General features: G+C 63.6%; 16 protein-coding genes. 9 read left to right on the top strand and 7 right to left on the bottom strand.

All coding sequences use genetic code 11. The features are described from left to right. Positions 1-142 precede the first annotated feature (142 nt). Complete coding sequence (locus tag BBA01S_RS34625; protein WP_027820432.1) at positions 143-421, top strand: hypothetical protein; 279 nt, start codon at positions 143-145, stop codon at positions 419-421. Between the two features lie 59 nt (positions 422-480). Here the strand turns inward: BBA01S_RS34625 and BBA01S_RS34620 are convergent, their stop codons facing one another. Continuing rightward, positions 481-1,002, bottom strand: coding sequence for a response regulator (locus tag BBA01S_RS34620; RefSeq protein WP_084162725.1), 522 nt, complete (start codon positions 1,000-1,002; stop codon positions 481-483). 41 nt (positions 1,003-1,043) lie between these two features. Then, on the bottom strand, positions 1,044-1,337 hold the full coding sequence (locus BBA01S_RS44100; RefSeq protein WP_042298389.1) for a DUF2795 domain-containing protein: 294 nt from the start codon (positions 1,335-1,337) through the stop codon (positions 1,044-1,046). A gap of 467 nt (positions 1,338-1,804) precedes the next feature. On the opposite strand from BBA01S_RS44100, the gene BBA01S_RS34610 reads away from it, so the two are divergent. Next, positions 1,805-2,938: a GGDEF domain-containing protein gene (locus tag BBA01S_RS34610; protein ID WP_245641681.1), complete on the top strand. Its 1,134-nt coding sequence runs from the start codon at positions 1,805-1,807 to the stop codon at positions 2,936-2,938. Positions 2,939-3,735: 797 nt separating this feature from the next. Beyond that, on the top strand, positions 3,736-5,034 hold the full coding sequence (gene cqsA / locus BBA01S_RS34605) for an alpha-hydroxyketone-type quorum-sensing autoinducer synthase (RefSeq protein WP_027820429.1): 1,299 nt from the start codon (positions 3,736-3,738) through the stop codon (positions 5,032-5,034). Between the two features lie 123 nt (positions 5,035-5,157). On the opposite strand, the gene BBA01S_RS34600 is transcribed toward cqsA, so the two are convergent. From BBA01S_RS34600 to BBA01S_RS34590, 3 genes are all read right to left on the bottom strand, one after another. Further along, on the bottom strand, positions 5,158-6,183 hold the full coding sequence (locus BBA01S_RS34600; protein ID WP_027820428.1) for a response regulator: 1,026 nt from the start codon (positions 6,181-6,183) through the stop codon (positions 5,158-5,160). Continuing rightward, a complete protein-coding gene (locus tag BBA01S_RS34595; RefSeq protein WP_245641680.1) occupies positions 6,180-7,541 on the bottom strand; it encodes a sensor histidine kinase in 1,362 nt (453 codons plus the stop codon). The genes BBA01S_RS34600 and BBA01S_RS34595 overlap by 4 nt, the downstream gene beginning before the upstream one ends. A gap of 299 nt (positions 7,542-7,840) precedes the next feature. Beyond that, the gene (locus BBA01S_RS34590) at positions 7,841-9,478 is read right to left on the bottom strand and encodes a benzoate-CoA ligase family protein (protein WP_027820426.1); all 1,638 of its coding nucleotides are present in this window, start codon (positions 9,476-9,478) and stop codon (positions 7,841-7,843) included. A gap of 253 nt (positions 9,479-9,731) precedes the next feature. Between BBA01S_RS34590 and BBA01S_RS34585 the strand changes: the two genes are divergently transcribed. The 5 genes from BBA01S_RS34585 to BBA01S_RS34565 all read left to right on the top strand — a co-directional run bounded on the left by BBA01S_RS34585 (position 9,732) and on the right by BBA01S_RS34565 (position 15,949). Next, a complete protein-coding gene (locus tag BBA01S_RS34585; RefSeq protein ID WP_027820425.1) occupies positions 9,732-10,706 on the top strand; it encodes a helix-turn-helix transcriptional regulator in 975 nt (324 codons plus the stop codon). 179 nt (positions 10,707-10,885) lie between these two features. After that, positions 10,886-12,613: a 2,3-epoxybenzoyl-CoA dihydrolase gene (gene boxC / locus BBA01S_RS34580; RefSeq protein ID WP_084162723.1), complete on the top strand. Its 1,728-nt coding sequence runs from the start codon at positions 10,886-10,888 to the stop codon at positions 12,611-12,613. A 35-nt stretch (positions 12,614-12,648) separates the two neighbouring features. Next, positions 12,649-14,088, top strand: a complete 1,440-nt coding sequence (gene boxB / locus BBA01S_RS34575; RefSeq protein ID WP_027820423.1) for a benzoyl-CoA 2,3-epoxidase subunit BoxB — start codon at positions 12,649-12,651, stop codon at positions 14,086-14,088. Positions 14,089-14,101: 13 nt separating this feature from the next. Then, positions 14,102-15,370, top strand: coding sequence for a benzoyl-CoA 2,3-epoxidase subunit BoxA (boxA, locus tag BBA01S_RS34570; RefSeq protein WP_027820422.1), 1,269 nt, complete (start codon positions 14,102-14,104; stop codon positions 15,368-15,370). A gap of 120 nt (positions 15,371-15,490) precedes the next feature. Next, on the top strand, positions 15,491-15,949 hold the full coding sequence (locus BBA01S_RS34565; RefSeq protein ID WP_027820421.1) for a PaaI family thioesterase: 459 nt from the start codon (positions 15,491-15,493) through the stop codon (positions 15,947-15,949). A gap of 35 nt (positions 15,950-15,984) precedes the next feature. Here the strand turns inward: BBA01S_RS34565 and BBA01S_RS34560 are convergent, their stop codons facing one another. Together BBA01S_RS34560 and BBA01S_RS34555 are read right to left on the bottom strand one after the other, a co-directional pair. Then, positions 15,985-16,896, bottom strand: coding sequence for a ketopantoate reductase family protein (locus BBA01S_RS34560; protein WP_027820420.1), 912 nt, complete (start codon positions 16,894-16,896; stop codon positions 15,985-15,987). A 65-nt stretch (positions 16,897-16,961) separates the two neighbouring features. Beyond that, on the bottom strand, positions 16,962-17,810 hold the full coding sequence (locus BBA01S_RS34555) for an NADPH-dependent oxidoreductase (protein ID WP_027820419.1): 849 nt from the start codon (positions 17,808-17,810) through the stop codon (positions 16,962-16,964). 282 nt (positions 17,811-18,092) lie between these two features. Between BBA01S_RS34555 and BBA01S_RS34550 the strand changes: the two genes are divergently transcribed. Next, complete coding sequence (locus tag BBA01S_RS34550) at positions 18,093-18,953, top strand: oxidoreductase (protein ID WP_027820418.1); 861 nt, start codon at positions 18,093-18,095, stop codon at positions 18,951-18,953. The last annotated feature ends 160 nt before the right edge of the window (positions 18,954-19,113 follow it).

Here is a 19,113-nt window from a genome sequence, read left to right as displayed (position 1 = left end):
CGATTCCAGACGGCAAATAGCCTCGACTGTACCGCGCGTGCGCGACAGTTTTGTTAAGACGATCCAGCAGAGCAACAGTGGCCTGGGCGGCAGCGGGCATCGGCTTTGCGCCCTGGTGGCATGGACAGCACGGAGGTTCGCCATGAAAGACGCGCGTAAAACCACGGACGGCCAGCCACAGCGGCCCGAGCATGAAGACGACGCCCCAGTCAAGCATCCCCGTCACGAAGGCGGTGAGCCGGTCGCGGCGAAGCATCCCCACGAGCCGCGCTCGGTCGGCGTGCAAGGTCACGAAGATCTTGAGCGCGGCCTGGAAGACACCGATCGCCGGGGCGGCGACGCCTATCAGGAGCGCACGCAGAATGATGCGCAGGTTAACCGGAATACGAAGGAGAACACGCGGCAGAAGCCGCATCGATGAGGGGCAGTGCGGATCGGACGCGGCGCATATTTCTCCACAGCATGCGCCGCGTGCGAGCGTCATGGGGCGGCGATCCGGTGCAACATATCGATCAGTTGCGAAATGGCGAACGGCTTGCGCAGGAAGGCGACGACGTCCGCATCGGGAGGAGGCGTCACCAGCGCCGACACGAGCACGAGCGGCACCGCGGCGAGCACGCTGTTGCGGCGCATTTCGCGCATCAGGGACAGGCCGTCCATATGCGGCATCATGCAGTCGGAAATCACGACGTCGGGCGGCTCGGCCAGGGCGCTTTTCAGCGCATCGAGACCATCTTCGGCCGTCCTGACCCGATAGCCTTCCTGTCCGACCAGTTCCTTGAGTGCGTTCAGCGTATTGATGTCGTCGTCGACGAGTAAAACGGTAGCCATACGTCGTGTACCTGGGTGCAGCGCACCCTCGTTTTTTTCGGGTCTTTGCGCGGTTCTTTGACTGGTTTCCAGACATGCCGGGCGGCGGCGCGAGCCTCCAGGCTCAGCCCATTGCCGGACGGTCGCAACCGTGCGTGCAATTTCCGTTCCTGCGGCTTTGGCTGGTTTCATGGCGATCCTCCCTGAGCTACCCGAGCGTCCCAAATGCGGCCTCAGGGCGTAGCGTCGCGTCGCGGCTCGGCGCGCGTGTCGAGTCCGGCCACGATCGAAGCCGACACTTCGGCAAAACCGCCGAATGCCTCATCGGGCAGCCGCTGCAGCGCGTCGAGCACGTCTGGGCCGGCGTGTGCCTGCGTGGCCGCGTCGATCAGCGTGCGCGGGTGCGCGGGATAGGACACGTCATTGACGGCGCGCTGAACCCGCTCGACGAGCGCATCGCGAGGATTGCCGGGCAAGGCGGCCGAGGTTGACGGGGAAGCCGTCGAAGAAGCGGAGGCGGTTGGCATGAGCATCTCCTGCGAATGATCCAGTCACAGGAGAGATACAGCAGATGGCGTTCCCGTCTGGTGCCGTTAATCGTCGACGATTGTTTTAACAGCGCGCGCCACCCAACAATAACCAATATGAATAACGGCAAATTGGATGTATATGCAATCAATTGAACCGGAGCGATGCCGATTCGGTGCTGATTCGATTCCGATCTGATTCCGATTCGGTGCGCGATTCGGTCACGCATAATTGCCGATCGGAATAATTTACTTATTTGTTTCAGGGGCGGGGATTCAGTCCATCATTGAAAAGCATAAATTCATATGTCGAAGCGATATTTTTAAAGTTTCTGCCCTAAACTGTTGCGGGCCCGTTTTTTCTGGCCCATGGCGCGCGATGCAGGCGCCGCCCCCAGACCTTGCGCCGTGCGCTGCTCATGCTAGATCCGGTCAATATCCTTCTTGTCACGGTGCTTTCGAGCATCATGAGTCTCGCCATTCTCGGCTCGCTGCGGCCTGCGCGCATTCCGGGCGTGAGCCGCTGGATCGGCGCTTACGTGTGGGCAAGCGTGGCGCTGGTGCTCACGGGGATGCAGCGCATGGGCATGCCGGTCTTGACCGTGCTCGTGTCGAACACGCTGCTGGCCATCGCCGTGACGCGTGCGCTGGAGGGTTGCCGCGAATTCTTTGGACTGCAGCCGCGTGCGCCGCTTGCCCGGATTGGCTGCGCCGTGGTTGCCATCGGCATCGCCTGGTGGTACTGGGCGGAGCCGAACCTGGCTGCGCGCATTGCGCTCGTTTCCGCGTTCCATGCCGCGATTTACGCGGCGATCGGCTGGATGGCGATACGCTACCGCCCGCCTGGCCGCCCCGTGTACAGCTATCGTTTCGTGACCGCTTCTGCATGGCTGGGCGCGTTCGCGCACGGGCTGCGCGGCGTGACCTACGGCTCGGGGATGATCGAGCAGAACACGCTGCTTGCCGTCACGCCGCTCAACGTCGTCTGGCTCGCGCTGGGGATCCTGGTGTTGCCGTCGTTATCCATCGGCATGGTGCTGCTCGCGCACGACCGCATGGCCGAACGTCTGGAGCGCCTCGCCAATCGCGACGAGCTCACGAGCGCCCTCACGCGGCGCGCCTTCGTCGCTCATGCGGGCGAGATGATCGAGGCCGCGCGCGTGAAGGGCACGCCGGTCGTGCTGGCGATTCTCGACATCGATCACTTCAAGGCCATCAACGATCACTTTGGCCACGCGGCGGGCGATCGCGCGCTGGCGCATTTTGGCCGCGTGGTGGCCACCGGCGTGCGCGAGAGCGATCTGTTCGGGCGCCTGGGCGGCGAGGAGTTCGCGCTGCTGTTCCCGGCGATTACGCGCGAGGCTGCGGTGATGCGGCTCGACGCGCTGCGTGTGGCCGCGCTCGCGGTGCGGCGCGGCGGTGATTCCGCGCCGCACGGGCAGGAGCCGTCGACACCCCAGACGCCGCACGCGGGGTTGACGTTCAGCGCGGGCGTCGATGTGCTGAACCCCGGCGATACGCTGGCCAGCCTGATGGCGCGCGCGGACGCTGCGCTCTACGAAGCCAAAACGCGCGGCCGCGATCGCGTGGTGACGGCGTAACCGGCGTCCTGAATGGGCGTCCTGAATTCCCAGAGCGACGCGAGTACATCAAAGCCGGTGTCATAAAAAAGTAAAAGAGAAACCGGCAATATTTCCAGCGGATTATGAGTCCGCCGTTTTCATTTCGATATCCTGTCGCCGCGCTGACGGCAATGCGCCGTGAATACCCACGCGCCATCCGATTCGACCACGAAATGCGCCCTTTTATGCGTTACATGAGGGCGCAATCGTTTCGCTATGCATAATGAATTTCGTTGCAGATGAAATTTATCATCTCGCTGTTTTTAAAGGATAATTACCAAAAGGTGTGAGTGACGTTGCGAGCAACGCGCATTCCAGCCGGCCGCGCGGCCCCATGCTCGCGCTGTCGTGACCGCACCGACCCCCACGCACTAACGCCGGACGCATCGCCGAAAAACAAGGCGCACGACGGATCGCCCGATACGATCCCCAGCGCCAGGCGGTTACGCGCGCTGTAGCGCGCCGCGCACGCTCCCGTGCGCCCCTGCATGCACCCTCGACGCGCATGCACCTGGGCGCGGGCGTGGCCGCTGGCGCAGCCGGCGCGGGCCCCGCATCGATTCGCGCGCTTCCTGCGTTTCCCACGATTGGCGTGCCCTGCGCGCGTTCATCAGTCTTCGGTTTTTCCGCATTCAAGAGTCCATGCCCGGCGTGTCCGCGCGAGGTTCGCTCGCGCGCGTCAAGCCGGCGTGGGCCCACTACCGGCCTGCCATCCCAACGGTTCTGTATGGGAAGTCGCCTGCGGGGAGGCGGCCACTGACCACAAGGAGCCTGAGATGCAAGTCAACAATAACAACTGGCGTGATGCGCAAAACAACGATGCCGCCCTGCCGGCTTTTCTCGCTGCGCGCGTAGACCGCTATTACGGGGAACGTGTGCAGCAAAGCTGGGGAGGCGGGCACATCATGCGCGGGCGCGTGCCGGACGCCAATGCGCTGCACCTGTCGAGCAACGACTATCTGTCGATTGCGCGCCACCCCGAGATTCTCGACGCGATGTGTTCGACGATCCGTGCGGACGGTAACGGACTGCTGATGTCCGGCATCTTTCTGCACGACGATGCGTGCCCGCAGCTCCAGCTAGAGGAGCGCTTCGCCCGCTATATGGGCGCGCAGGCGAGCGTGTTGTGCCAGTCGGGATTTGCCGCCAATACTGGCCTGATCCAGTCGATCGCCAATGAGCAGACGCCGGTCTATATCGACATGATGGCGCATATGTCGCTGTGGGAAGGCATTCGCAGTGCGGGCGCGAAACCCATCAGCTATATGCACAACGATGCCGCGCATCTGGAGCAGCGCATTCGCCGCAACGGGCCGGGCATTGTGATCGTCGATTCGGTGTACAGCACGAACGGCAGCGTGTGTCCGCTAGAGGATTTCGCCGATGTCTGCGCCGCGCACGATTGCGTGTTCGTGGTCGACGAATCGCATTCGCTCGGCACGCACGGGCCGCATGGCGCAGGGCTCGTTGCGCAGCTCGGGCTGGGCGATCGCGTGCACTTTCGCACGGCGAGTCTGGCGAAGGCATTTGCTGGTCGCGCGGGCATTATTAGCTGCTCACGGCGCTTTCAGGAGTATTTCAAGTTCGAGGCGCTGCCCGCGATTTTCAGCTCGACGCTGCTGCCGCACGAAACCGCGGGACTCGCGGCCACGCTCGATGTGATCGAACGCGACGACTGGCGCCGCGAGCGGCTCGCGTCGAATGCGCTGTACGTGCGCTCGCGCCTGAGCGCGCTGGGCTACAACCTCAACGGCAGCGAGACGCAGATCGTCGCGCTCGAAGCCGGCCCCGAAGCACAGACCATCGTGCTGCGCGACGCACTGGAGGCGCGGGGCATTTTCGCGTCGGTGTTCTGCGCGCCGGCCACGGCGCAGAACCGCTCGCTCATGCGGCTGTCGATCAACGCGATGTTGAGCGAGGACGAGCTTGAACGCATCGTCGATGTTTGCGCAGCGATTCGCGACGAAGTGCAACTGTCAAACTGGCCGTCCACGCGCCGGTTGCTGGAACGTGGCGCAAGCCGCGTGCAGATGCGCCAGGCGCCGGCGTTGCTCGATCTGCCGGTGGCGGCTTGAGGCCTTTGAGGCTTTTGAGGGATGCTGATGGCGGTTGACTGGACGACGCGGGCGCGGATTCGATGATTGAGTGAAACCGTGCCTGCATGATGGCGGGCCGGCGCGATGCTGGCTCGCCGCATTCTAGTGCGAGTTCCAGGCCGCCTGGATGTCGCGGTCGAGTCGTTGCAGATAATTGTCGAACGGCACGACGTTGTTCAGCGACAGACCCGCAGGCTGCTTCACGAGCGCATAGACATAGCGGCAATCGCCTTCGAATATCGATGCGGGGTGCATGTACGGGCGCCAGTCGGGGCATTGCGTGGGGTAGTAGCCTTCGGTGAGCCAGAAGTAGGGCACGCTGCTGCGGCTGTCGAGCTCGGCGAGGAACTTCGCGGGCGAGCCCTGTTCGACGGCGATTTCGCGCACGCCGCGCAGCGATTCGTCGGTATGGATGATGAGCAGCCATGCCGTGCCTTCGGCATCGAACATCAGCAGTCCGTGCGGCTGGTACGAAAGATAATGCTCGACGATCCCCAGCGATGCGAATATGCCCTTTACATGCGCCGCGAGCGCCGCGTCTTTAAGAAACGCATATTCGGACACCGCGAGTGCATCGAGCACGGCGCCGCTGGTCTTGTCGAAATAGGCGGCCTGCATATCCTGGATCGCCTGATTCAACATCTCCACCGCGTCCACTTCGTGCTTGCGGATAAAGCGGTCGATCAGCCCCTCGTTGAAGCTCTTTACGGCGACGCGTTCGTCGGCCTTGCCCGTCAGCATGATCTTCTTGAGGGCGGGATTCGCGAGGCGGCGGCAGAACTCGACGCCATTGAGTTCGGGCATGTCGTAGTCGACGACGACGACTGAGATCGATTCAAAACGCGCAGGCCGTTGCACGAGGCTGCGAATGGCATCCACGCGCATGGCGATGACCTGGTGCGCATCGTTTTCTTCCGTGCGATCCAGATAGGGGCTGAAAATGGGCGATGCGGGCTGATCTTGCGCTGCGCGCGCATTCAGGAATCTCAGCGCGCCGCTGGGCGAGCTGAACATGCGGAATGCGAGTTCCGGATCGAGTTGCAGGCTCAGATTCGAAAGAAATGCCGCACTGTCGTCAACAAAGGCGGCAGTGGTTGGCCAGGAAAACGGCTGAATGGCTTTCGTCATGGCGCAGGGAATGTCAAAACGAACTCGGTGTGTTTGCCTTTCTCTGAGGAGCAGGTGATCGCTCCTCCCATCGCCTGCATGACATCGCGACAGAATGCCAGCCCGATTCCCGCACCGAGCGAGACGTCATCGGTGATAGTGGAAGAAGTATAAAAGCGGGTAAAGACGTGCGGCAAGGCTTCAGGAGAAATACCCGCGCCCGTGTCGCTAAAAATCAGTTGATTAGAGCGTTTACCCGACTCAAGCCGAATCGTGATCTGCGCGCCCTCAATACTGCCCATATGCCGGAACGCATTTTTGAGCAGATTAAACAATACGTGGACTGTGAGCATTTCCGAACCGATAAATTCGAAATCGGGGCGCAGATTGCAATGCACGCGCGCGCGGTCGCCTTCGCGAAACGGATAGCGCGCGAGGGCCGTCTCCACACAATGCACGATCGAGCACTGCGTTGCGTTTTGCATGTTCGTGCCGCTGAAGCGCGCGGTCGCGAGCAGCATGTCGATGATTGCATTCGAATGCAGCGCTTCCTGTTCGATGCGACTGACCACGCCCTGCATCGAATGCAGATGCGCCACGCGTATCTTGGGCACCGGCAAGCGATGGCGCTGCGCAAGCACATAGGTGTCGAGCAGCGCGGGCAGGTAGCGCATGAGGCCCGCGGCGCCCACGCGGATCGCCACGAGCGGCGTGCGCAGTTCATGCGCGACGCTGCCCGCCGTGGCCAGCACGGCGCGATCCTGCTCGATCTGGATGCGATCCTGGTCGTAGTTCGCGACCGCGCCGATCGCCACGGCAAACGAGAAGATGGCGAGGTGCGTGAGGTAGATGCCGTTGAGCTGGATGGGATCGGTCGTCAGCAGGTAGGCGAGCAAGGCCAGCCCGATCCCGACGATGAACTGCAGCACGAGCATCAGCCAGTCGAGCAGCAACACCATCACGAAGGCCGCAATCAGCGCGCTTTCCACCCACACTTCATTGCCATTGTTCTTGAACAGCATGAACGTGAAGAAAAACGGCAGTGAATAAAGCGTGGCCAGATACCACCACCAGGGCAGAATTTTTTTAACAGATTCGGGCCAGCGTTCGGAAAAAAGAAACGGCAGAAACAATGCAGAGCCCACGAGGCGCAGTGCGAGGTTTTCATACGGCTGGGGAAACAGGTGTTTCCAGACGTAGTAATAAAGCGGAAATCCAATCGTCGCGACCAGCGCGAATGGCCGCATGCGCCGTCTGATATACAGGAGGTTGCGCAGCGCGGGCGCGAATGCACGCGCTACGCGCGGCTTCAGCGACGCCCAGCCGCGACGCGCGCGCGACGTGAATCTCGATACGTTCATCAGGGTGGAATCGCTCATGGTTCGATGGCGAAAGCGTGCGGCACGGTGGTCTCCCGTGATGCTTTCGCTTGAGTTTCCGCTTGCGCACCGCGTCTGCCGTGTGCGCCGCCGCGCCAGGCGCGGCCAGTTGCAGACAATACATCATTGTGACGTGCGGATGTGGCACGGCCAGGGCGGCGATGTCACATTTCGGCAACCTGGCACAAGCATGCGCCGGCCGGGATGCGGTGTGCATCGAATGGTACGCGGGAAGGGGGCGCCTGCACCTGTTCAGGCTTTTATTCCGGCCATCACCAGTTGCGCGGTGGCGCTCTGGCTCACGACGCGCTGGCGGGCTTCTGGAACTGCTCGCGCAGCCGGAAGCGCTGGATCTTCCCGGTGGCGGTTTTGGGCAGGTCGTCGACGAACAGAATGTCGCGCGGACACTTATGCGGCGCCAGACGCGTCTTCACGAACGCCTTCAGTTGCTGGGCGAGTTCCGTGAGCGGCAACTGGGCAGCGCGCGCCTCGGCCTTGAGCACGACGAAGGCGCAGGTCTTCACCAGCCCGTCCTGCTCGACGCCGATTACCGCTGCTTCGAGCACGGCCTCGTGTTGCACGAGCGCCATCTCCACTTCGATCGGCGAAACATACTGGCCGCTGACCTTGAGCATGTCGTCGCTGCGGCCCGCATAGACGTAGCAGCCGCTGGGCAGGCGGCGGTACTTGTCGCCGCTTTTCACCCAGTCGCCCAGGAAGGTCGCGCGCGACTTCTCGCGGTTGCTCCAGTACATCACGGCGGCGCTCGGGCCGCGAATATACAGGTCGCCGATCTCGCCATCGGCAACGAGCTTGCCCGCTTCGTCGCGCAATTCGATGTCGTAGCCGGGCACGGGGCGGCCGGTGGTGCCGTACTCGACTTCACCGGGCCGGTTGGACAGGAAGATGTGCAGCATCTCCGTGGAGCCGATCCCGTCGAGTATGTCGCTGCCAAAATGCCGGCTGAAGCGTTCGCCGATCTCGCGCGGCAATGCCTCGCCTGCCGACGTGCAGATGCGCAGTGCGACGTCCGCGCGCGCGGGCAAGGACGGCGACGCCATCATGCTCGCGTAAAGCGTGGGCACGCCGTAGAAGATCGTCGGGCGGTGGCGCACGAGGCGCGCGAATACGGCGTCGGCGGTGGGGCGCCCGGCCATCAGGATCGTGGTCGCGCCCACGGACAGCGGGAACGTCAGGGCGTTGCCCAGGCCATAGGCGAAGAACAGTTTGGCGGCGGAGAACACGATGTCGTTTTCGCCAATGCCGAGGATCGGCTTCGCATAGGCCTCGACCGTCCAGTACAGATTGGCGTGCGTATGCACCGTGCCTTTGGGCTTGCCCGTCGATCCGGACGAATAGAGCCAGAAGGCGATGTCGTCGCTGCCGGTTTGCGCGGCGCGTGAAGCGGGCGGGGCGTTGTCGATCAGTTCGTGCAGGATGTGATGTTCGCGCGCGAGGGGCGGCGTATCGTCGGCAGGCTGGGAAATCACGAACAGGCATTCGTCACATCGCGCCTGATCGAGCGCGGCGCTCACCACGCCTTGCACGGCACCCGACACGATCGCAAGCCGGGCGCGGCTGTGAGTGAGCATATGCACATAGTCGGGGACGCCCAGCACCGTATTGACGATCACCGGCACCACGCCCGCATACAGCGCGCCGAGAAACACGACGGGCAACTCGATCGTGTCGAGCATCACCAGCAGGATGCGTTCTTCGGCGCGCACGCCGAGCGCGCGCAACGCGGCGCAAAAGCGTCGTGCACGCGTCTCCAGTTCGCCGTACGAGAGCGTGTCGTGGTCGTCGACGTAGGCGGGCCAGGCGGCGCGCTGGGTGTTGAGCGCGAACAGATGCTCCGCGAAGTTGAACTGCGCGGGCGGCGGCGGCAGGGAGGGCGTTGCGCATTCGAGTGCCGCAGGCGGCGGCGCTGCCTGGATATCCACGTTGCTGTCTCCGCTGTATGTCGTTGTTGGCGCTACGGTACAGGGGGATTCGAATTGATACGGATTGCCTGGTAAATGCTCGTTTGCCCGCAGTTGCAACTTTGCGCTGCGACCTCGTCCGGGCGACGGGGGCGTACGGTTCCAGGTAGAGATTGTCGTTCAGGCGACTTTTATCGGAGAATCAGGGGCAAGCAAAGTGCGCCTAAAGCACTATAGTACATAAAACTAGGTTGAGAGGCCTTTGAAGATGAAGCAGACGTATATCGCCGATGCGCCGGCGAACGACGTGAGGGATAACGCGCCGGCCCGCGAGGGGGCCGACGCGGCAAGCGGCGCGCGCAGCGAGCGCGATCCTTTCCTGACGGCGATGGGCGAGCGCGTGAGGATGCTGCGCGCGCGCCGCGGCATGACGCGCAAGGCGCTGGCCGCCGAAACCGGCCTGTCCGAACGGCATCTCGCCAATCTGGAATCGGGCGTGGGCAACGCGTCGGTGCTGGTGCTGCGGCAGATCGCGGCCACGCTGAACTGCGCGCTCGCCGAGGTGATCGGCGACGTCACGACGTCATCGGCGGAATGGCTGCTGATCCGCGAACTGCTTCAGGGCCGCGACCCGGGCGCGCTGCAACGCGCACGCGTGGCGCTGGCGGAAATGTTCGTGCAGACGCCCGCCGACGAGCACCGCAACGAGCGCATCGCGCTGATCGGCCTGCGCGGCGCGGGCAAATCCACGCTCGGGCGCATGCTCGCCCAGGAGCGCAAGGTGCCGTTCGTCGAGCTCACGCGCGTGATCGAGCAACTGGCCGGCTGCCCGCCTTCGGAGATCCATTCGCTGTATGGCGCGAGCGCGTACCGCCGCTACGAGCAACGCGCGCTGGACGCCGTGATCGCGGAGCATCCCCGCGCCGTGATTGCCTCGCCGGGCGGCATCGTCGCTGAGCCGGGGACGTTCAACACCTTGCTCGCGCACTGCTTCACGGTCTGGCTGCAGGCTGCACCCGAGGAGCACATGCGCCGCGTGATCGCGCAAGGCGATTTGCGCCCGATGTCCGGCAACAGCGAGGCGATGGACGATCTCAAGCGCATCCTCGCGGGTCGCAGCGAGCTTTACGCGCGCGCGGACATGCGCTTCGACACCAGCGAGAAAACGCTGGCCGACGCCTACCTGCAACTGCGCGACCGGCTGGCGGCGCGGCTGGGCTCGGAGCCAGTGCGGCCCAATTGAGTGGTCGAGTGGTGGAGTGGGTGAGCCGGTTGAGGGTGGTGGCATGCATTACTTTTCATGGTTTACCCACTGCGCCGCTTGATATGCACTAAAGTGCTTTACATGGGTGGTTTGCTGCACTATCGTTCGAAGCAACGAGAGGCACATTCCCGCAATGTTCCCGATACCGGAGACTGCCCATGGCCGCCGCAGACACCGCCATCGCCACGGCTTCGCCGCCCACTGCCGGGCTAGCCGATCCGGCCCGCGTCCTGCGGGTCGATTACCGCACCGATCCTTCGCAATATCGCCACTGGACTTTGAGCGTCGATGGCCCGGTGGCGACGCTCGGCCTCGATATCGCGGAAGACGGCGGCATTCGCGAGGGCTACAAGCTCAAGCTCAATTCCTATGACCTGGGCGTCGATATCGAGCTTTACGATGCGCTTCAACGCATTCGTTTCGAGCATCCAGCAGTGCGCACGGTCGTCGTCACGAGCCTCAAGGAACGCGTGTTCTGCTCGGGCGCGAATATCTTCATGCTGGGCCTCTCGTCGCATGCGTGGAAGGTCAACTTCTGCAAGTTCACCAATGAAACGCGCAACGGGATCGAGGACTCCTCGCGTTTTTCAGGGCTTAAATTCATCGCCGCCGTCAACGGCGCGTGCGCGGGCGGCGGATATGAACTCGCGCTCGCGTGCGACGAGATCCTGCTCGTCGATGATCGTTCATCGACCGTCGCTTTGCCCGAAGTGCCGCTGCTTGGCGTGTTGCCGGGCACGGGCGGCCTCACGCGCCTAACCGACAAGCGCAAGGTGCGTCACGATCGCGCCGACATTTTTTGCACCGTTGCCGAAGGCATTCGCGGCGAGCGCGCCAAGGCGTGGCGGCTCGTGGACGACGTCGTCAAGCCCAACCGCTTCGCCGAGACCGTCCAGGCGCGCGCACTCGCGATGGCGGCGCAGAGCCTGCGCCCCGCTGAAGCCCAGGGCGTTGCGCTCACGCGCATCGAGCGTGTCGAACACGACAACGGTTTGAGCTACGCATGCATCGATGTAACGGTCGATCGAGCGAAACGTACGGCGACCTTCACGGTCAAGGCGCCTGATCTGGCGGCTTCGCCAGCGCCGCAGGGCATTGACGCAATCGTCGACGCGGGGGCCGCATGGTGGCCGCTGCGTATGGCGCGCGAACTCGACGATGCGATTCTTTTCATGCGTACCAACGAGCTGGAAACCGGCACCTGGATACTCAAGACGGCAGGCGATGCACGCGCCGTGCTGGCGGTGGACGCGGCCTTGCTGGCGCACAGCGATCACTGGTTCGTGCGCGAGACCATCGGCATGTTGCGCCGCACGTTGGCGCGCATCGACGTGTCCTCACGCTCGCTGTTTGCGCTCATCGAGCCGGGTTCGTGCTTCGCGGGCACGCTGGCGGAACTGGCCTTTGCCGCCGATCGCAGCTACATGGCGGCGCTCCCGTCGAACGAGGATGACGAGCCAGTTATTACGCTATCCGAAGCAAATTTTGGCCTGTATCCGATGGTCGCGCAGCAATCGCGTCTTGCGCGACGCTTCTACGAAGAACCCGGGCCGCTCGACGCCGCGCGTGCGCAAATCGGCAAGCCCATCAAGCCGCTGGAAGCTGAAGCACTAGGGCTCGTCACCGCCGCCCCCGACGACATCGACTGGGCCGATGAAATCCGCATCGCGCTGGAGGAGCGCGCGGCGATGTCGCCCGACGCGCTCACGGGCCTTGAAGCGAACCTGCGTTTTAACGGCCCGGAAACCATGGAAACGCGCATATTCGGGCGGCTCTCCGCCTGGCAGAACTGGATCTTCAATCGCCCCAATGCCGTGGGCGAGAAGGGCGCGCTCAAGGTGTACGGCAAGGGCAGCAAGGCCCAATTCGACCCGACACGCGTCTGACGTCCCCATTGCCGCCATGACAGCCAGGAATCGACATGTCCACGCTTAATGCCACGATCAATTACAGCGACAAGATCCCGAATAACGTCAACCTTGCCGGCGATCGCGCCTTGCAGCGTGCGCTCGAGCAATGGCAGCCGAATTTTCTGTCGTGGTGGGGCGACATGGGGCCGGAGGGCTCGCACGGTTTCGACGTCTATTTACGCACGGCGGTGAGCGTCGATGCGGGCGGCTGGGCGCATTTCGATCACGTGAAAATGCCGGATTATCGCTGGGGCATTTTCCTCGCGCCTGGCGACGCGGATCGCAAGATTCACTTCGGGGCGCATAAGGGCGAGCCCGCATGGCAGGACGTGCCGGGCGAGCATCGCGCCAACCTGCGCCGCATTATCGTCACCCAGGGCGATACCGAGCCGGCCTCGGTCGAGCAGCAGCGCCATCTGGGCCTGACCGCGCCGTCCATGTACGACTTGCGCAATCTTTTTCAGGTCAATGTGGAGGAGGGGCGCCATCTGTGGGCGATGGTCTACCTGCTGCATCGCCATTTTGGCCGTGACGGTCGTGAGGAAGCCGAAGCATTGCTGGAGCGCCGCTCGGGCGACGACGACAATCCGCGCATCCTGGGCGCGTTCAATGAAAAGACGCCGGACTGGCTGGCATTCTTCATGTTCACCTATTTTACGGATCGCGACGGCAAGTTTCAATTGTCGGCGCTCGCGGAATCGGGTTTCGATCCGCTTGCCCGCACCACGAAATTCATGCTGACCGAAGAAGCGCACCATATGTTCGTGGGCGAGTCGGGCGTGTCGCGCGTGGTGCAGCGCACGGCGCAGATCATGAAGGAACGGGATACCACCGATGCAAAGCGCCTGCGCGAGGCCGGTGTGATCGATCTGGAGACGATCCAGCGCTACCTGAACTTCCACTATTCGGTGACGATCGACCTGTTTGGCGCCGATCATTCGTCGAATGCGGCCACGTTTTACAGCGCGGGCCTGAAAGGCCGCTACGAAGAGACAAAACGCGACGACGATCATCGGCTCGAAGGCCAGACGTATCGCTTGCTCGACGTGCAGGACGGCAGGCTGGTCGAGCGCGACGTGCCGATGCTCAATGCGATGAACGAGGTGCTGCGCGACGACTACATCAAGGATTCGGTGGCGGGCGTGAACCGCTGGAACAAGGTGCTGGAGAAGGCGGGCGTCGACTTCCGCCTGAGCGTGCCGCACAAGGCGTTCAACCGGCGCATCGGCACCTTCGCGGGCGTGCGTGTTGCGCCCGATGGCCGCGTAATCGACGAGGCACAGTGGGCCGCGAACGAAGCAAACTGGCTGCCGACCGCGGAGGACCGCGCGTATGTTGCGTCGCTGATGGGGCACGTGGTGGAAGCAGGCAAGTTCGCGAACTGGATCGCGCCGCCTGCCATGGGTGTCAATCGCCAGCCCGTCGATTTCGAGTATGTGCGTTTCGATTGAGGCTTGAATCGCCATGGACGCGCACATCGAAACCCGCATCGAGATAATCAGGCAGCACCTGATCGATCCCGAGATCTGCATTCGCTGTAACACCTGCGAAGAGACCTGCCCGATCGACGCGATTACGCACGACGGAGCCAACTACGTCGTGAACGCGGAAGTCTGCAATGGCTGCATGGCGTGCGTGCCGCCGTGTCCGACCGGTGCAATCGACAACTGGCGCAACGTCCTCAGGAGCGAGGCGTACAGCGTCGACGACCAGTTCGGCTGGGAAGCGCTGCCTGCGCAGAATGAGGCCGTCAGCACGCCGGTCGAGGTGCCCGCTCAAGACGATGAAGCGCTGGTTGCGTCCGATACCGTGCGTGGCTCGACCGTCGCGCCGTGGTCGGCGGCGCGCCCCTATGTGCAACTGTATACGCACAAGGCTCCGGCCCTGGCCACGGTGGTTGGCAATTACCGGCTCACCGACGCCGCCGCGCCCAGCGACATCCACCATATCGTGCTCGATTTCGGCGCGCTGCCGTTCCCGGTGCTTGAGGGGCAGTCGATCGGCGTCCTTCCGCCCGGTACGAGCGCCGATGGCCGCGCGCATCACGTACGCCAATACTCGATTGCCAGCCCGCGTGACGGCGAACGGCCGGGTTACAACAACCTCTCGCTGACGGTCAAACGCGTGCAGCGCGAAGGCGACAACGGCAACGGCAACGGCAACGGCAACGGCAACGGCAACGGCAACGGCAACGGTAATGGTGTCTGCTCGAACTATCTCTGTGACTTGCAGAAGGGCGATGTGGTGACGGTGATCGGCCCGTTCGGCAATACCTTCCTGATGCCGAACCACCCGGACTCTCATCTGCTGATGATCTGCACCGGCACAGGCTCCGCACCGATGCGGGCGATGACGGAATACCGGCGTCGCCGCAGGGCGACCGGCGAAACGGGAAAACTCATGCTGTTCTTCGGCGCACGAACGCGTGGGGAATTGCCTTACTTTGGCCCGCTGATGAGTCTGCCGAAGGATTTCATCGACACGAACCTGGCTTTTTCGCGCACGCCCGGCGAGGCGAAGCGATACGTGCAGGACGCCATGCGCGAACGTGCCGACGATGTCGCGCAGCTGCTCGGCGACGGCAACACTCATGTCTACGTGTGTGGACTGCGCGGCATGGAAGACGGCGTGATGCAGGCGCTGGAATCCATCGCCCGGTCGCACAGCCTGGATTGGCCGGCGTTATGGGAGCGCCTCAGGCGCGAAGGGCGGCTGCACCTCGAAACCTACTAAAACATCTGAGGAAAGCTGCTAAAAACCATTTAAGCACGATCGTTCGCAACGAGGTAGGATGTCGCCATGCGCTGCGCTGGGCAAGCCGTGCAGCACGCTCAACCGATGGAGACATGACCCATGAACCTCGTTGCCGAACTCCCCGCAGGCCTCACCGGATTTGAACAATTGCAGCAGATGCTCGCCAATGGACGCGTCGCGCCGATCGGCGAAACGCTGGGCTTCAAGCTGGTGGAAGTGGAGGAGGGCCGTGTGGTGTTCGAGGGCGTGCCCGGCGTGCACGCCTATAACCCGATCGGCACCGTGCATGGCGGCTACGCGGCCACGCTGCTCGATTCCGCCTGCGGTTGCGCGGCGCATTCGCGCCTGGGTGCGAATCAGGGCTATACCACGCTCGAATTGAAGGTTGCCTATCATCGCGCGATGACGTCCAGCACTGGCCCGGTGTATGCCGAAGGCCGCGTGCTGACCATTGGCCGCCGCGCGGCCTTCACCGAAGCGACGATCAAGGACGCGGCGGGCAAGCTTTACGCGTCGGCGACGTCGACTTTGCTCGTGTTCGAGCGCGAGGCGGGCTGAGGCTGAAGCGCCGCTGAAAAGGCGCATGGACGCGATCAGATTGCGCCGTGCGCCTTGTCTTCGACGAGCTTCACGATCGTATGCAGCAGCCGGTTGGCGGGCGTCGCGACGCCCAGCGCCGCACCGCGCTGCACGACGAAACCGTTGAGATGATCGATCTCGCTGCGCTTGCCGCGCGCCAGATCCTGCGCCGTCGACGAGTACTGCTCCTGCATCGTTTCGGCGATACGGTTCACGGCTGCGTCCACATCGGGGGGCAGCGTCACGCCATCGGCTTGCGCCACGGCCTTGCATTCGGCCACTACGTCGCGCATCGAGTCACGCACCCCCACGCCTTGCACGAGCCGCCCATAAGGCAACTGCGAAATCGCCGACAGCGCGTTGTACGCGCAGTTCAGGATCAGCTTCGACCAGAGTGCGCCGCGCACGTTCGGCGAGATTTCAGTGGGCACGCCCGCATCGATCAGTGCGCGCGCAACGGTTTCGCTCTGGCGTGACGGCTCGATCACCAGTTCGCCGCGGCCGTTGTGGCGCACGTGGCCGGGGCCGGCCATTTCGCTCGCCACGTAGACGACCGCAGCGGCGACGTCCTGGGTGATTGTCGTGCGCAGCCGCTCGGCGTTATCGACGCCGTTTTGCAGCGTGAGCACGAGCGCCTCGGGATGCAGATGCGCTGCGATGGACTCGCCCGCGCTTACCGTATCGGTCGATTTCACGCAGAACAGCACGAGTTGCGCACCGGCGACGGCGCTGGCGTCGGCGCTTGCGTGCAGATGAGGAGCGCCGATGTGCTCGTCGAAGCTGAGCGTTTCGAGGCGCAGGCCGTCACGCTCGATGGCTTCGACGTGCGCCGCACGCCCGATCAACACCACGTCGTGTCCCGCGCGCGCGAGCATGCCGCCGTAATAGCAGCCCACTGCGCCCGCACCCATGATGGCGACTTTCATCGGCATCGCTCCTTGCTTAATGTTGTTGCGTACTCAACGGATTTGCCAGCGCTTGCGTTTACGTCTTAGCGCAGCTCGAAGCCCAGCGCGTTAAGCGCCTCGCGCAGACGGTCGCGGCCATGCAGCGATTCGCGGCTGCGCCAGCGTGCGAGCGAGCGCGAAGTCCAGCCTGCCGCACTCTGGCCCTGCGAGACCTGGAATTCGCCGATCGTTGCGTCATATTGCGCAATGCCGGTTTCCTGCGAAGCCGCGTCGTATTGCTCGCGATGGAGCACGACCGGCTGCGGCAGGCGCGGCTTGATCTGCGCGGGCTGCGACTCGTCCTCGTAGCCGATGCACAGGCCGAACACGGGCAGCACGCGCGGCGGCAGGCCCAGTTCAGCCGCCACTTGCTCCGGCTGATTGCGAATCGCGCCGATATAGACGCCGCTCATGCCGAGCGATTCCATCGCGACTACGGCGTTCTGCGCCGCGAGCGCCGCATCGATCACGCCGACGAACAGCGTCTCCATGTAGTGCAGGCCTTCGGCGCTCGCGCCGGTGCGCCCAGCGGCGGCTTCGAGGCGGTTGAGGTCGGCGAGCCACACGAGAAAGAGCGGCGCTTCGCGAATCTGCGACTGGTTGCCAGCCAATGCCGCCAGACGCGCCTTGCGCTCCGGATCCTCGATGGCGACCACGCTCCACGTTTGCAGATTCGACGACGTCGACGCCGATTGCGCGGCCGCGATCAGCGTTTCGAGCGTGCCTGCGGGCAGCGGCTTGTCGGCGTAATTGCGTACCGACCGGTGCGCAAGCAGAGAATCGAGCGTCTCGTTCCAGGCGGGCAGCGGCGCGCTCCAGGGCGTGCCGTATCGCGTTTCAAGGGCACGTTGAGCGGCGTCGGCGGACGTCTCGGGCGAGGTGAGGGTCGACATCGGGTGTGGATCTCCGGCAAATTTCGATTGAAAGCAGGGCGCCCTGGATGTTTCAGGGCGCGAGCGCCGTATGGTACATGGGCCGCGCGATTGGCGCTTGGGGCCGCCTGCGGGCTGTGGGCGTTACCGCTATCATCGGCAGGCGTGACCGAAAGATCGGGCTGTGCCAGTTGACTGAATTGGCCCGTCTTCCACTTGCCTTTCGGGCGCGCGTCATGCTGTGCGCCCACCGACTATCGATCCCGTCGTTTCCCCATCTTTCCCGTCTGCGAGGTAACTGCAATGTCCGATACTTCCACGATCGCGTCCCCCGTCTGGTTCGTCACCGGCTGTTCGAGCGGCTTCGGTCGCGAGCTGGTGCTTGCCGTGCTCGAACGCGGCTGGCGCTGCGTCGCCACGGCGCGTAACAAGGCGTCGCTCGACGATCTCGCGCCCGATGCGGGCGAGCGCCTGCTACGCGTGTCGCTCGACGTGACCGACGCCGCGCAGATCGAGAGCGCGGTGGCTCAGGCGCACAAGCAGTTCGGTACGATCGACGTGCTGGTCAATAATGCGGGCTACGGTTATCAAAGCTCGATCGAAGAAGGCGACGAACGCGAGATCCATGCGCAATTTGACGCGAACGTGTTCGGCCTCTTTGCGATGACGCGCGCGGTGTTGCCCGGCATGCGCGCGAAGCTCAGCGGTCATGTCATCAATATCACGTCGGTGGCGGGACTCGCGGGCTTTCCGGGGTCGGGGTATTACTCGGCTTCCAAGCATGCCGTCGAAGGCTTCTCCGACGCACTGCTCGCCGAAGCCGGGCCGCTCGGCATCAAGGTGACCTGCGTGGAGCCAGGGCCGTTTCGCACCGACTGGGCGGGGCGCTCGCTGGTGCAAACGCCCAATCGCATCGCCGATTACGCGGAAACGGCGGGCGCACGGATGCAGCGTACGGCCGAAGGCAGCGGCAAGCAGGCGGGTGACCCCAGGCGTGCGGCGCTCGCAATGATCCGCGTGAGCGAAGTTGAGAATCCGCCGCGCCATCTGGTGCTGGGTGCGTTTGGTGTCGATGCGGTGGCGGCGCGCTTGCGTGCAGCACTGGCCGATATCGACGCGTGGCGTGACACGAGCCTGGCTGCGGATTATCCAGAAGGCGAGTGATGTGTGAGGCGTGGCGGTGGCGGGTTGGTTCGGGCCGCCGCAAATGCGTGAGTCTCTACGCGTTTTTTAAAAGAATCTGGCTCGTTGAAATAATTTTTTCAAATTCGCTTGACGAGCTGTTCTGCGCCCTGCATAATTCGCCTCCTCCTGCTGATGCAGT

Source organism: Paraburkholderia bannensis NBRC 103871, assembly GCF_000685015.1.
Taxonomy (GTDB): domain Bacteria; phylum Pseudomonadota; class Gammaproteobacteria; order Burkholderiales; family Burkholderiaceae; genus Paraburkholderia; species Paraburkholderia bannensis.
Note: the sequence above shows the minus strand (reverse complement) of the source record. Positions and strands in the feature narration are given on the sequence as shown.

Coding starts and splice junctions, on each gene's coding strand:
- BBA01S_RS34595 (WP_245641680.1), bottom strand. CDS start 7,541: ATGAGCGATTCCACCCTGATGAACGTATCGAGATTCACGTCGCGCGCG.
- BBA01S_RS44100 (WP_042298389.1), bottom strand. CDS start 1,337: ATGCCAACCGCCTCCGCTTCTTCGACGGCTTCCCCGTCAACCTCGGCC.
- BBA01S_RS34610 (WP_245641681.1), top strand. CDS start 1,805: ATGAGTCTCGCCATTCTCGGCTCGCTGCGGCCTGCGCGCATTCCGGGC.
- BBA01S_RS34565 (WP_027820421.1), top strand. CDS start 15,491: ATGAACCTCGTTGCCGAACTCCCCGCAGGCCTCACCGGATTTGAACAA.
- BBA01S_RS34620 (WP_084162725.1), bottom strand. CDS start 1,002: ATGAAACCAGCCAAAGCCGCAGGAACGGAAATTGCACGCACGGTTGCG.
- boxB (WP_027820423.1), top strand. CDS start 12,649: ATGTCCACGCTTAATGCCACGATCAATTACAGCGACAAGATCCCGAAT.
- boxA (WP_027820422.1), top strand. CDS start 14,102: ATGGACGCGCACATCGAAACCCGCATCGAGATAATCAGGCAGCACCTG.
- cqsA (WP_027820429.1), top strand. CDS start 3,736: ATGCAAGTCAACAATAACAACTGGCGTGATGCGCAAAACAACGATGCC.
- BBA01S_RS34550 (WP_027820418.1), top strand. CDS start 18,093: ATGTCCGATACTTCCACGATCGCGTCCCCCGTCTGGTTCGTCACCGGC.
- BBA01S_RS34585 (WP_027820425.1), top strand. CDS start 9,732: ATGAAGCAGACGTATATCGCCGATGCGCCGGCGAACGACGTGAGGGAT.
- BBA01S_RS34625 (WP_027820432.1), top strand. CDS start 143: ATGAAAGACGCGCGTAAAACCACGGACGGCCAGCCACAGCGGCCCGAG.
- BBA01S_RS34555 (WP_027820419.1), bottom strand. CDS start 17,810: ATGTCGACCCTCACCTCGCCCGAGACGTCCGCCGACGCCGCTCAACGT.
- boxC (WP_084162723.1), top strand. CDS start 10,886: ATGGCCGCCGCAGACACCGCCATCGCCACGGCTTCGCCGCCCACTGCC.
- BBA01S_RS34560 (WP_027820420.1), bottom strand. CDS start 16,896: ATGAAAGTCGCCATCATGGGTGCGGGCGCAGTGGGCTGCTATTACGGC.
- BBA01S_RS34600 (WP_027820428.1), bottom strand. CDS start 6,183: ATGACGAAAGCCATTCAGCCGTTTTCCTGGCCAACCACTGCCGCCTTT.